The sequence below is a fragment of the Moritella sp. 24 genome (assembly GCF_018219155.1).
Lineage (GTDB): Bacteria > Pseudomonadota > Gammaproteobacteria > Enterobacterales > Moritellaceae > Moritella.
In genome coordinates, this window is record NZ_CP056123.1 from 455530 (window position 1) to 469973 (window position 14444).

At 39.3% G+C, this 14444-nt stretch carries 11 protein-coding genes; 5 read left to right on the top strand and 6 right to left on the bottom strand.

From position 1 onward, the window contains the following. Window positions 1–134: 134 nt before the first annotated feature. Window positions 135–1532 (bottom strand): MATE family efflux transporter, encoded by a 1398-nt coding sequence (locus tag HWV00_RS02090; protein ID WP_255554871.1) that lies wholly within the window; start codon window positions 1530–1532, stop codon window positions 135–137. Window positions 1533–1872: 340 nt separating this feature from the next. Between HWV00_RS02090 and HWV00_RS02095 the strand changes: the two genes are divergently transcribed. The 4 genes from HWV00_RS02095 to HWV00_RS02110 all read left to right on the top strand — a co-directional run bounded on the left by HWV00_RS02095 (window position 1873) and on the right by HWV00_RS02110 (window position 6787). Further along, complete coding sequence (locus tag HWV00_RS02095; RefSeq protein ID WP_211684489.1) at window positions 1873–2163, top strand: co-chaperone GroES; 291 nt, start codon at window positions 1873–1875, stop codon at window positions 2161–2163. 66 nt (window positions 2164–2229) lie between these two features. Then, entirely contained in the window at window positions 2230–3867 is a 1638-nt protein-coding gene (gene groL, locus HWV00_RS02100; protein ID WP_211684490.1) for a chaperonin GroEL, read from the top strand. A gap of 223 nt (window positions 3868–4090) precedes the next feature. Continuing rightward, entirely contained in the window at window positions 4091–4420 is a 330-nt protein-coding gene (locus HWV00_RS02105; protein ID WP_211684491.1) for a VF530 family DNA-binding protein, read from the top strand. A 372-nt stretch (window positions 4421–4792) separates the two neighbouring features. Continuing rightward, window positions 4793–6787, top strand: coding sequence for a bifunctional UDP-sugar hydrolase/5'-nucleotidase (locus HWV00_RS02110; RefSeq protein ID WP_211684492.1), 1995 nt, complete (start codon window positions 4793–4795; stop codon window positions 6785–6787). Between the two features lie 71 nt (window positions 6788–6858). Here the strand turns inward: HWV00_RS02110 and HWV00_RS02115 are convergent, their stop codons facing one another. From HWV00_RS02115 to HWV00_RS02135, 5 genes are all read right to left on the bottom strand, one after another. Further along, the gene (locus HWV00_RS02115) at window positions 6859–7854 is read right to left on the bottom strand and encodes an MDR family oxidoreductase (protein WP_211684493.1); all 996 of its coding nucleotides are present in this window, start codon (window positions 7852–7854) and stop codon (window positions 6859–6861) included. 151 nt (window positions 7855–8005) lie between these two features. Next, window positions 8006–8641 (bottom strand): TetR/AcrR family transcriptional regulator, encoded by a 636-nt coding sequence (locus HWV00_RS02120; protein ID WP_211684494.1) that lies wholly within the window; start codon window positions 8639–8641, stop codon window positions 8006–8008. A 155-nt stretch (window positions 8642–8796) separates the two neighbouring features. Further along, complete coding sequence (locus HWV00_RS02125; RefSeq protein ID WP_211684495.1) at window positions 8797–10044, bottom strand: OmpP1/FadL family transporter; 1248 nt, start codon at window positions 10042–10044, stop codon at window positions 8797–8799. Between the two features lie 580 nt (window positions 10045–10624). Next, window positions 10625–11851, bottom strand: a complete 1227-nt coding sequence (locus tag HWV00_RS02130) for an OmpP1/FadL family transporter (RefSeq protein WP_211684496.1) — start codon at window positions 11849–11851, stop codon at window positions 10625–10627. Between the two features lie 547 nt (window positions 11852–12398). Next, window positions 12399–12746: a hypothetical protein gene (locus HWV00_RS02135; protein ID WP_211684497.1), complete on the bottom strand. Its 348-nt coding sequence runs from the start codon at window positions 12744–12746 to the stop codon at window positions 12399–12401. Between the two features lie 308 nt (window positions 12747–13054). Here HWV00_RS02135 and HWV00_RS02140 point away from each other — a divergent pair, with 308 nt between their 5' ends. Then, window positions 13055–14350 (top strand): NAD(P)/FAD-dependent oxidoreductase, encoded by a 1296-nt coding sequence (locus tag HWV00_RS02140; RefSeq protein ID WP_211684498.1) that lies wholly within the window; start codon window positions 13055–13057, stop codon window positions 14348–14350. Window positions 14351–14444 lie beyond the last annotated feature (94 nt).

Genomic DNA, 14444 nt, shown 5'->3' on the forward strand with positions numbered 1-14444 from the left:
AATAATGCAAAATATATTTTATTTTGGCCTAAGAAACACTAAGGTTACTGGATTATTAGTGAGTATTCGTATTGTAAATTTGGGATTTAGGGGCGGATCCATTAACACGACTGAATTGGTGAATATGTGTGCTGTTAGGCAGGGGTTTCACTGTTTAGTTTAAGTTGTGACTCATTTCTTAATTGGTTGTCTATTTCAAGTTGTAGTTCGATGCGTAATTGCTGGGCGTAGTATAAAGCCAATAAACCAACTAATACATTGGCGCTGGCAATACCAAAAAATATCCCTTTTTCGCCATAATAATAAGCACCAATACTCGACAGACAAATAATCGACAGTGAGCGGATCATGCTAAGACTTAACGCTGCTATTGGTCGGTTTAATCCATTTAGGCTCGACGCGATGGCCATCATCGTGCCCTGCATGGCAAACGACGCGGGAATAATATAAAGGTATAAAGATAGATGACTGATCACTGCTGCATCATCACTAAACAAAGTAGCAATATAGGGTGCCGTTAAGGCAATAATGAGGTAAATACTCAGTTGCGATATTAGCGAATAACGGATCGCCAATTTGATGGCTGTTAAGCAACGTTGTGGGTTATTCGCGGATGAATTTTGGGCAATGAAAGGGGCTAACATTGAGCTAACTGCAATCATTCCAATTAATAAAATAGCTTCTAGACGCGTACCAGCGCCATAGGCTGCGACCGCGGTGGTGCTAAAGGCGGCAAGCTGCCACATTACAAAGGCGTTGTTTACTGGGCTAAGCATATTGGTTAAAGACGCAGGCATACCTATCGCTGCTATCTTGCGCCAGTTCTTTAGCATATTAGTGATATTGGGTTTATTGAATTGCAGTAATTTTTCACGGCTGCGTAATAGATAAATCGCCACCGAGAATGTAATTAACCATGACAAGCCTGACGCAATTGCAGCACCTTTTACACCTAATTCAGGAAACGGACCTATACCAAAGATAAGTAATGGGTCGAGTAGGCCATTCATAAAGCCTGCGATGATCATGACTTTACTTGGTGTTTTGGTATCACCTGTCGCTCGGATAGCCGCGTTACCGACCATGGGAATGACTAAAAAGGGGATCGCGATATACCAATAAAACATATAATCTTGGATATACACCATTAAGGTATCTGTCGCACCGAGTAGGCGGAATAATGGCTGTATTGTGCTGATACCAATGATGGCAACGATTAATACCGAAGTAAGTGCTAACAACAGTCCATCTGACGTGAGCCTTGCTGCATCTTGGTGTTGACCTTGTCCGAGTAACCGCGCTAAACAGGCAGACAGTCCCGTGCCTAACCCCATGGCTAATGCAGAGACAAAGAAGGTCACAGGAAAGGTAAAACTAATGGCCGCGAGCGCTTCCGTGCCCAGCAAACTGACGAAGTAAGTATCCACTAAGCTAAAGCCAAGTACGGCGAGTAAACCATAAGCCATTGGCACTGCCATTTTTGTCATCACCTGAGGGACGGGTGCTGAGAGAAGACCGTGTTTATCTTTCAATAGTGATTACCTAAAAATATGCGCTAACGTGATACTCTAAATCAGTCATGTAACAGGTTTATAGACTAAATTTAGTTCGGGCTATATTACGCTTTTCTTCGTCTACGAAAAGCTTTGTTTTGGTTTTTTACCTGAGATTTACATTTCTATTTACAAAAACAATTTAAAAATCTGTAGAAACAATCTAAAAACGGTCAGTAAGCTGTGAATTTAGTAACTATTTTTCGCTTTTCCCTTGAGTTGGAAAGCAGTTGCCCCGATATATTATCCCATAGTCATGGTGTCGGTAAATAATCCCGCCATTGATATTCGCAACATGTATTCTTTAGGAGATCTTCAAATGACAATTCGTCCACTACACGATCGTGTGATCGTTCGTCGCCAAGAGCAAGAAACTAAATCAGCAGGCGGTATCGTACTTACTGGTGCATCTGCTTCATTATCTACTCGCGGTGAAGTGATTGCTGTTGGTAACGGCCGTTTATTAGATAGCGGTGAAGTACGCCCTCTAGCGGTTAACGTTGGCGATACTGTTATTTTTAGTGAAGGTTATGGCGTTAAAACTGAAAAGCTTGAAGGCAAAGAAGTTTTAATCATGAGTGAAGCCGATATTTTAGCTATCGTTGAATAAATCTTAGTATTTATTTTTGATAGAAAGAAACCAACAAATTAACAGATTTTAAAAGGACTATTTAAGATGGCTAAAGACGTAAGATTCGGCTTAGACGCACGTGATAAAATGCTTAACGGCGTAAACATTCTAGCGAACGCAGTAAAAGTAACATTAGGTCCTAAAGGCCGTAACGTTGTTATCGATAAAAGCTTCGGCGCACCACTTATCACTAAAGATGGTGTAACGGTTGCTAAAGAAATCGAACTAGAAGACAAATTCGAAAACATGGGCGCACAAATGCTGAAAGAAGTTTCTTCTCAAGCAAATGAAGCAGCCGGTGACGGAACAACAACTGCAACTGTACTTGCACAAGCAATCGTGAACGAAGGTCTTAAAGCGGTAGCTGCAGGCATGAACCCAATGGATCTGAAACGCGGTATTGACCAAGCGGTTAAAGCAGCTGTATCAGAACTAAAAGAATTATCTGTACCTTGTTCAGATACGAAAGCGGTTGAGCAAGTAGGTACTATCTCTGCAAACTCTGATGCAAGCGTTGGTAAAATCATTGCTGAAGCAATGGAACGTGTTGGTAAAGAAGGTGTTATCACGGTTGAAGACGGCCAAGCACTTGAAGACGAACTAGACGTTGTTGAAGGTATGCAGTTCGATCGCGGTTACCTTTCTCCTTACTTCGTAACAAACCAAGAAACGGGTAGCGTTGAATTAGAATCACCATTTATCTTATTAGTAGATAAGAAAGTATCTAACATCCGTGAACTACTACCTGTACTTGAAGGCGTAGCAAAAGCATCTAAACCACTATTAATCATTGCTGAAGATCTTGAAGGCGAAGCACTGGCTACATTAGTTGTGAACAACATGCGCGGTATCGTTAAAGTTGCTGCTGTTAAAGCACCAGGTTTCGGCGACCGTCGTAAAGCTATGCTACAAGACATCGCTATGTTAACTGCGGGTACTGTTATCTCTGAAGAGATCGGTATGGAGCTAGAAAAAGCAACAGTTGCAGAACTTGGTCAAGCTAAACGTATCATCATTACTAAAGATGAAACGACTATCATTGACGGTATTGGTGATGAAGTGACTATTCAAGGTCGTGTTGCTCAAATCCGTAAGCAAATCGAAGATTCATCTTCAGATTACGATAAAGAAAAACTACAAGAACGTGTAGCTAAACTTTCTGGTGGTGTTGCGGTAATTAAAGTTGGCGCAGCAACTGAAATCGAAATGAAAGAGAAAAAAGCCCGTGTTGATGATGCACTACACGCAACGCGTGCAGCTGTAGAAGAAGGCGTTGTTGCTGGTGGTGGTGTTGCACTTGTTCGTGCTGCTGCAGCAATTAAAGATATTACTGGTGACAACCAAGATCAAAACGTAGGTATTAAAGTTGCACTAAAAGCAATGGAAGCACCATTACGTCAAATCGTACAAAATGCCGGTGATGAAGCATCTGTTGTTGCAAACAACGTTCGTGAAGGCGAAGGTAGCTACGGTTACAACGCTGGTACGGGTGAATATGGCGACATGATTGCTATGGGTATCCTAGATCCAACTAAAGTAACACGTTCAGCACTACAATTTGCTGCATCTGTTGCGGGTCTTATGATTACAACTGAAGCGATGATCACTGATGCACCTGTTGATGCATCTGCACCAGCGATGCCTGATATGGGCGGTATGGGTGGAATGGGCGGCATGATGTAAATCGCAAATTTGCGATTACATCTCTGTTGTTAGCAATTAAACGCTAAGCCCCAGAAATAAAAAGCCTTAATCTGATATTTTTTATCGTGATTAAGGCTTTTTTTATAGGTGCAAATTAGCTTTTACATAAAGTTATTGGTGCACTTTTACCTGAGTTAAACGCATAAGTCTGTCAATATTTAGGAAACTTGTTACAATGCTATTTTTTGATTTTAGGTAGACTATGAATAATAGTAATGATCCGCTACACGGCGTTAAACTTGAACAGATTCTAACCGAGCTAGAGAAGAAAATTGGTTGGGAGAAGATGGGTGAGTTGCTTAATATTCGTTGTTTTACCAATAAAGCGCGTCTTAAATCAAGCTTGAAATTTCTGCGTACAACCCCTTGGGCACGCAGTAGAGTTGAAATTTTATACCTAAAAACATTTTGTAGTAAGCATAAAGAAACGGGGAAATTAATCAGGGCTATACTCGCTCAGAATACAGCAGTAGCAGAAACGACTTCCACCAAGCCCGCTCCCTTTGTTTGGCCAACACTGAAAAATAAATAGACTTATGTCACACTGAAGACATCAGTATTTGAAAATCTGGTATGCTTTTATCTATTCAAAATAAGACCGTATTCATGATTATATCTCTGCTCTTCGTGGTTAAACACTAAGCCTCAGAATAATAAAAAAGCCTTAATCTCGATATCTTATATCGTAGTTAAGGCTTTTTTTGTGACAATTATTCAGTAATCTCATTTAACTTAGATGTATCTAGTGCTCTATATATTGCGTGAAACATTATTATTGGTATAGTGCTGTTGAAATCGTGCCGCTAGCTTAATTTAGTTTAACTTCGCTTAGTTTAATCTCGCTAATGTAAGCTGTTATTATTTAAAGCACTTAATTTTTAGCCCCTGACTGTAAAGGAATATCATGACATTCTCAAAACCATTAACTGCACGCTTAACGGCTGTATCACTGGCGTTATTATTGGCTGGTTGTGCGCAAACGTCACAATCTGATGATGTATTTAATCTTACTGTTGCACATATCAATGATACGCATTCTAACTTTGATCCTGTTAAATCAAGCTTTAACGCGAACGGTGACACTGTTTACAACGAGTTTGGTGGTCATCCACGTTTAAAAACTATGTCTGATGATTACAAGCAACAAGCACAAGAAAATGATGACAGCTTTTTATTTTTACACGGCGGTGATGCGTGGCAGGGCAGTGCATACTTTAAGTTAAACGAAGGCGCGATGAACGCTGATATTTTAAGTATGTTTGGTATCGATGCAATGGCATTAGGTAACCACGAATTCGACCTTAACAATACTAAACTGAATCAATTCATCAGTGATGTTAACTTCCCTGTATTAGCTGCAAATGTTGATACTAGCGCTGATGCTGACTTAAAAGATCAAACTAACTTACGTCCTTTCATGGTGTATGCGTTTGATGGCAATAAAAAGACAGCGATCACTGATTTAGATAATCTACCAACAGATAAAGACCTTGTTGCTGTATTTGGTTTAGCACTAGATAACATGGCAAACATCGCACCAAATACAGGTGATGTTAAATTCTTAAACATGGTGACATCGGCACAAGCGACTGTTGATATGTTGAAAGAAAAAGGCGTGAACAATATTATTGCATTAACGCACATTGGTAATGCGGTAGACGTTGATGTAGCAAGCAAAGTAAATGGTATTGATTTGATAGTGGGTGGTCACTCACATACGTTATTAGGTGATTTCACGAACCTAGGTTTACACAACAACGGTACTTACGCACAGATGGTAAAAAACCCAGACAATATGGGTCAAACATGTGTTGTACAAGCGGGTGAATATGCGCAAGCAATCGGCCGTTTACAAGTAAGCTTCAATCAACAAGGTGATATCGTTAACTGTAATGGTAATAACGTATTACTGAGTAATGATGAATTCTATTCTCAACCTTCACGTCAAGCGAATGAGAAATTTGATACAGCAGCAACTCAAGGCGTGGTTGAATTCATTGAGCAAGAAGACAACATTACTATTACTGACGAAGAAGCGGCAATGCGTCAACATATTGATGTGAATTATAAACCTGCTGTTGATAAAGCGTATGGTAAAACGATCGCACAAGTACCTGTAGAAATTAAGCATGAGCGTCGTCCGGGCGATCGTGGTAGTGATAAGCACGGTTCTGATGTTGCACCTATCCTAGCGGAAGGACAGTACTTTTGGGCAAACACGAGTGAAGTTCAAAAAGTGACAGGCATGAAAGTTGATTTTGCGCTAATTGGTGCTGGTGGTATTCGTACTAACATCGAAGCTGGCGAATACCGTTCAGGTAACGTGGCATTAGAAATGCTTCCATTTGCCAACTTTATGTCTGTGGTTCCAGTGTCTGGTAAAGTAATTAAAACGTTAGTAAATGACACGATTAGCGCAACACTTGCTGCGGGTTCACACGCGGGTAAATTCCCTTACGGTGGTCACATCCGTTATAGCTACACAGAAACGACTGCGAACAAAGCGGGTAAAGTTGATTTTGTTGAAGTGATGACAGGCACTGAAGATGCGCCATTATGGACTGCGATTGAAGACAGCAAGACGTACAATGTAGCATTAAATAATTACAATGCAACGGGTAACGATGGCTGGACACCGCTTTATGAAGCGCAGAAGAACAGCACTGGACGTGTTGATTTAGCATACGTTGACGGTAAGCTAACAGGCTTTAAAGTGAAGAACATCGCTAAAGTTGGTAAAAAGTACAAAGTAAATTACCAAGGTGAAGCGCCAAACTGTAAAGCGGCTAACACTGTATGTAATACCGATGCACAAGCGGTAATTGAATATATTGATAGCGAGCGTAATACATTAACGCCTTTAAGCTATGAGGTTGTGACGTTTAATCGCGCGCAGTAATTAGTGAATTAATATAGATTTATAAACACGAAGGCGCATCAAAAGATGCGCCTTTATTATTTTCAGTGAGGTTATTTAGATAAGTTAACCATCACACGACCACGCACTTTTCCTGCCATTAGATCATGCGCTGTAGCAACAGCATCTTCTAAGCTGATCTCTGTACCGATAGATGTAAAGTCACCATCTGTTAATAACTCAGCTAAACGAGCCCATGCTTCTTCTCTGTCTGCAAGTGGACGCATTACGCTATCGATACCCGCTAACGTGATACCGCGTAAAATGAAGGGTGCAACACTTGCTGGAAAGTCCATGCCTTGTGCTAAGCCACATGCAGTCACAACACCACCGTATTTAAGACCTGCGCACACATTTGTTAGTGTATGGCTACCAACAGAGTCAATCGCTGCAGCCCAACGTTCTTTTACCATTGGACGACCTGGTGCCGACAGTGATTCACGATCAATGATTTCTGCTGCGCCTAATGCTTTTAGGTAATCCGCTTCTTCTGTACGACCTGTCGATGCGACAACGTTATAACCAAGTTTAGATAATAGTGTAATAGCAAAACTACCAACACCACCGTTAGCGCCTGTGACTAATACATCGCCTTTGTCTGGTGTGATGCCGTGACGTTCTAACGCAATAACAGATAACATGGCAGTGTAACCCGCTGTGCCGATTGCCATTGCTTGTTTCGCTGATAAACCAGCAGGCAATTTGATTAACCAATCGCTGTTTAGACGGGCTTTCTCAGCTAGACCACCCCAATGTTTTTCACCAACACCAAAGCCGTTTAATAGTACTTGATCGCCAGCTTGGAAGCGTTCGCTATCACTGTTTGTTACTGTTCCTACCAAATCGATACCTGGTACCATCGGGAAACTACGAACAACAGGACCTTTACCTGTGATTGCTAAACCGTCTTTAAAGTTAAGCGTGCTGTAAGCAACATCAATACTCACATCACCTGCTGGTAGTTGTGATTCATTAATTGATTGTACTGACGCTGTGTATTGGTCGTCGTTTTTTTCGATTAAAATGCCTTTAAACGTGTCTTGTGACATATGCTAACTCCGAATATAGACTGGTCGTCTATTTAAATGTAAAAAATTTTTAATGAAACGAATAGTGAGTTGGAAACAATGCCTTGTCAGTTGCTTATAATAAATTTAATGTCGTATTAAAGTTCAAAATAACAAGGCATATATGATCGTTTTAGACAGTAGCGATGCTCGCAATAAACGTCGCAATATATAAATCTAATGGTTGTACTGATTGTACGAGTCGAGCGCGCATTACAGCGCCTTCCCAGCCAATCCAAAAGTATTCAGCTTGTTGTTCGCAGTTGATATTTTGTTTGATGTCACCTTGTTGCTGCGCCGTTTCTAAGCACGCTTGCATTTTGGCTTGCCAAACTGCAAAAATAGCTTGCAGAACTAAGCGATAACTTTGCGGTAAAATAGCCACTTCTTGGCCTAAGTTACCAACCAGACAGCCGCGCTTAAACTCAAATCGAACAATGCCTTGTTTTGCTTCATCTGCGAATTTAGTTATGCGTTGTAACGGTGCGATAGACTCATCAAGTAAACATCTATCCAGCTTTGCTGCAAAGTAACTAGCATAGTTATCAATGACTGCCTGACCAAAATCTTCCTTACTTTTAAAGTAATGATAAAAAGATCCTTTGGGTACACCGACTTTTTTTAAGATGCCATCGATACCTGCGGCGGCAAAGCCACTTTCTGTTAGTACTTCAACACCGCTACGAATTAACAATGCACGTGTGTCAGTGTTGTCGCGGGCTACTTTTGGTGGCCGACCTCGACGAGGTTTAGGCTTATCATCTATCATATTTTCCATAAATCGAATTATAGACTGGTCGTCTAATTAAATGCAATGCGTAGATGTGAGAAAGATTTTTAAACTGGATTTTTATTGATTTTGATCAGAAAACAAAAAAGACAGCCGAAGCTGTCTTTTTTATGCAGAGATGATTTAGGCTTGAATTAGAAGCTGTAGTTCATTTGTGCAGAGTAGATCCACGCATCGCCACTTGAAGTGAATGTTTCTGTTCTATCAAAAACAGGTAAAGCACCTGGAACAGTTTCATCGAATGTAATCTCTTTACCCGCAACTAATGCTGCAGCAAAATCAAATGATAATGCAGATGACGCTTTGTAGGTTACACCTGCAGTGTACCAGCTACGGTCTGTATCAGGGATACTTAGCGTTGCTTTACCAGCTTGCTCGTCAAATGCATAACCTGCACGTAATGTGAAGGCTTCAGAAAGGTAGTACTCAGCACCCACAGCGTAACGACTTGAATTACTGAAATCTTCTTCTTTTTCAAGAAGGATGTTTCCGCTTGTATCCATCGCTTCAATATTACCGAAGTCAGACCAAGTTGTGTACATCCAGCTATATGATACTGCGAATTTATCCGTTAATTTGTGGTAACCAGAAACCTCTAAGATTGAAGGAAGGTTGATGTCTAAAGTACCGTCAATCGTTTGCTGACTACCAATTGGATCCGCTGGATTCGATGCAGATTCGGTACCTTTATATTCACCCTCTAATTCTGTTTTTACTTTAGATTTATAGCTAATACCAACACGGTTATTTTTATTGAATTCATATAACGCACCTAAGTTCCAACCGAAGCCATAACCATCGCCTTCCATATCAGCCACACTACTACTTTCTGGTGCACCAAGAGGATTTGTACCTATATTTCTTTGTAACTCGGCTGTAGCATAAACAAAGCTAACACCAGCACCTAGACTTAATTGCTCGTTTACACGGTAAGATACGTTTGGATTGAAATTAACTGAAACAATGTGTGTTGTACCTGCTGCTGTACCATTTATATAATCGTCAGCATACTCAGTACCTGTACCATAATTTGAATAGATAGCTAAACCAGCTGCAAACTTATCATTGATTGGCTGAATGTAGTACATCGCTGGAACGGCTTGCGCTGGAGCTACATCACTTGCACCTTCAGTGGTAGTGCTAGTTATATCAATGTCTGGCGATACATAAGAACCCACAACTGAAAGCTGTGCTTTATCAAAAGTTGCCATTAACGCAGGGTTACGTGCAAGAGATGCTGCATCATCGCCGATTGCTGCTTCACCAGCAAATGCGCGGCCTAAACCTGACGCAGAATGTTCACTAACTTGGAAACCCGCTGCGTGAACTTGGCTTGCTGCAAGTAATGCTGTAACTGCTAGAGCAACTTTATTAATTCTCATGAAAACCACCGTATAAAATTAGAGATAAATGAATGCAAAATGTTTGTTTAAATAAAATGAACTTTTTAAATGCCCTTTAAACTTGTATTAAAATCTAATTCTTTCGTATTAGTCCGTAAAGACATTTTTATACTACTTTTTGGTTTTTTAATGGTTTATATAATATTAATTACAGTTAACAATGATTTAACAAGGTGTTTTTTACGTGTATCACTTTAGTGTAAGTTGTTGTTATTTATCTGTAAAATAAGACTATATAAAATACTTTATATTGATAAAAAAAACTCATCTGATCTGTTTGCAAATATGAAAAATATTACTAAGTAACAGGCTAATATGTAGAGCTAAGACTCTATAAAATAGCCACTTTTTTCATCTTTATAACAACCTGTTATATATTTAGGGGTATCTATATTATTTTTTATGTTCTAATTAAGTTTTATATGTAATTAATTATATTTTATTTGTGGGTAAATCTAGTGATTTATAAAGGTTGGAGCGTGCTATTTGGGTAAGGTTAATACGCAATAATGCCATTCAATAGCTTGAATGGCATAAGCGTAATGCTAATATAATGAGGCTAGAAACTGTAGTTCAGCTGCGCTGAATACAGCCATGCATCACCTTTAGAGGAGAATGTTTTGTCTGTAGGAAAAAGATCTGGAATCTCTTCTTCGAAAGTGACTTCTTTACCTGCCACAAAAGCGGCTGCTAAATCAAATGACAGAGATGTTGTTATTTTATATGTCATACCAGCTGTATACCACTGGCGGTCTGAATCAGGGATACTTAATGTTGATTCAGCTGCTTGTTCATCATACGCATAGCCAGCACGTAGTGTGAGGCCTTCTGTCACATAATACTCAGTGCCGATGGAGTAGCGATTTGAATTATTGAAGTTTTCATTCTTTCTTAATACTTCATTACCTTCTAAATCATGCGCCACGATATTGCCGAAATCGGACCATGTAATATATTGCCAACTATAAGATACGGCAAATTTGTCTGTTAGTTTATGATAACCAGAAAGTTCTAAAATTGAAGGTAAGGTGTTATCCATCGTGCCATCAATATCGTTAACAAATGCACCTGTTGTTGCATGTTGACCAGAAAAAGTACCTTCCAACTCCATCTCAGAACTGTGTTTATAACTGATACCAAAACGATTATTTTCGTTTACTTCATATAATGCGCCAATATTCCAACCAAAATTGATACCGTCACCTTCCATATCTGCAACTGTTATTTGAGGGGAGTTTGGTGAAAAGGGAACAGGCATACTTCTTTTTAATTCAGCTGTTGTATATATAGCACTAACACCTGCACCGATACTAAACTGTTCATTAATACGGTAAGAGATATTTGGATTAAAGGTGGCACTGACAATATGTGTACTACCAGCCGCTGTATTATTTACATAATCATCTGCATATTCAGTGCCTGTACCAAAGTTAGAGTACATGGCTAAACCAAATGCCCATTGCTCATTGATCGGCTGGATATAATACATTGATGGAACAACTGCTGCAGGAGCAACATCTTGAGCGCTATTTTTGTCATTACTACCTGTAATATTTACATCAGGCACTACATATGTACCAACAACAGACAGTTGGGCGCGTTCGAAAGTAGCCATTAATGCAGGGTTACGTGCCAGCGATGCAGCATCATCACCAATTGCCGCTTCACCAGCAAATGCACGGCCTAATCCCGATGCAGAATGTTCATTAATTTGAAAGCCTGCAGCATTCACTTGGCTTGCAGTCATTAGTGTTATAACTGCAAAAGCGACTTTATTTATTCTCATGGGTCCCACCTCTTCAACGAAAATTAAAATACTGAATATGATTGTTAATTGACTACAACTGCCTGTTTGTAGGGTGCTGAAATCTTGAGGTGAATCTAACCCTTTAGTATTACCTCGTAAATATGTTTTTAAAATGTTGATTTTGTTAATGGCTAGTTTTGTGTTTTAGAATTATTATTCAATTACATCAAAGGCTTATGGTAGGTTTTTAAAATCTTTGTAAGCTGTTGTTATTTATTGAAACTTTATATTAACAGTGAGGTTCTTAATGTTACAGGTTGTAATCTTTATGTATTTTAATAAATTTTAAATTAAATCTTTAATTGTAGAGTATTAACTCTATATCTTAGGGGCTTAAATAGTTGTTTTACCTGCTTTCAATAAAATCAATAGAATATATGTAAAGTTATGTTATTTATCATAAGGATAAATATCGCTGTGGTGAGGGCTATATTTATTTCTGTTTATTAAGATATAAAAAAAGCGACGAGTGTCGCTTCTTATTTTAATAGGTATTATTAATAGTGATTAACGCTATGGTAAGTCGTTATTCTCCGATATTGCTCGGTGTGCTTTTCTTTTCTTTTAATTGTTCTGAAAATTGACCTAGTACTGTGTGCATTTGTTGTAATTTACCAAGGAATGCTGCAATTGCTACGTCAAACCCTTCTTCATCCGTTTTTGGTAATGCTTGCTGATCTTCAACTAACTCTTCCATGTAAGGAAGAAAGCGATTTGAATTTGCTTTAAAGCCACTGTCTTCTGCAAAGATAGCGCTAAATTTACCCATTTTACGTTTGCTTAATAACGTTAAAAACTCATCAGCCTCAATCGCTGGGTGGTAAAAGCCTTTAAGCTGTGCAGTTAGCTGTTCATGAAGTTCTTGATTTGTCATAGCGCCGGTATTCTTATCGATAAATGGGTCGTTATTATAAGCATCTTGATGACAATTGGATATCACATTTTTGTTTATATTCAGCGACACTTCGCTTACGCATTGATCGACTAAATGTGATCTAGCTCAATTATGCTAGATCTCAGCCTTAAAATTATGCTTTAATGTTCGGTCAACGGAATGAATTAGCAAGACTAGCATCTGCTTAGTTGTATCAGTTAACAATCATTTGAAACAGTCATGGGAGTCGTCACGATTAAGGGCTGTTCGAGTACTGTTAACTGATATATCTATGAGGACGTACTAAGATGAAAAAAATTCTTGTGATCGGAGGCGGTGCTGGTGGGCTTGAGCTTGCTACGCAACTGGGTCGTAAATTGGGTAAAAAAGGTAAAGCGAGCATTACGCTGGTTGATCGTAATAAAACCCACTTATGGAAACCGTTATTACATGAAGTGGCTACTGGCTCACTTGATACAGGTATTGATGCGTTAAGTTATGCTGCACATGCGAAAAATCAAGGCTTTGATTTTCAGTTAGGTAGCTTTTCAGGTTTAGACCGTGAAACGAAAACGGTGACTATCGCGCCTTTGTATAATGAAAATAACGAGTTATTAATTGCAGAGCGTACTTTGCAATATGATTATTTAGTATTAGCGATTGGTAGTATGTGTAATGACTTTAATACTAAAGGTGTTAAAGATAACTGCATTTTCTTAGACAGCCCTGATCAGGCTCATCGTTTCCACAAAGAATTGTTAAATGCCTTTTTGTTACACGGCGCTAATAAAGATAAAGATGCAAAAGTAAATATTGCTATTGTTGGTGCTGGTGCGACGGGTGTTGAACTTTCTGCTGAATTGCATAATACCGCGTCGCAATTATCGGCTTATGGTTTTACGAATGTAAATCAAGAGTCGTTAAACGTAACATTAGTTGAAGCTGGCAAGAGTATTTTACCTGCTTTACCTGCGCGTATTTCTGCGGCTGCACACCATGAATTAACTAAAATTGGTGTCGATGTTCGTACTGAAACCATGGTAACAGAAGCGAACAGTGAAGGATTAGTGACCAAAGATGGTGAACAAATTCCTGCATCGTTAATGGTTTGGGCTGCGGGTATTAAAGCACCTGACTTTATGAAAGATATCGCAGGGCTAGAAACAAATCGTATTAATCAGATTGTGGTTAAAGACAGTTTGCAAGCAAGCCGTGATGACAGCATTTTTGTGATTGGTGATTTAGCTTCTTGTGTGCAAGCGGATGGTTCATTTGTACCGCCACGCGCTCAAGCTGCGCACCAGATGGCAACGATAGCATTTAAAAATATTATGACCTTGATGCAAGGCGGCTCAACGCTAAAACCGTTTGTTTATCATGATCACGGTTCGTTGGTCTCATTGAGTAGCTTTAGTACTGTGGGGAGCTTAATGGGCAACCTAACTAAAGGCAGCATGATGGTAGAAGGGCGCATTGCTAGAATGGTGTATATTTCGCTATACCGTATGCACCAAATTGCGTTACACGGTTATGTAAAAACAGGCCTAATGATGTTGGTTGGTAGTTTAAACCGCGTATTACGTCCAACACTTAAATTACATTAATTGTTATTTAGGTTATAAAGAATAAGACAATGAAAAGGAATGGCTTTGCAGTCATTCCTTTTTTATTAGGTTCTTTTTATTAACGGCTTATCGG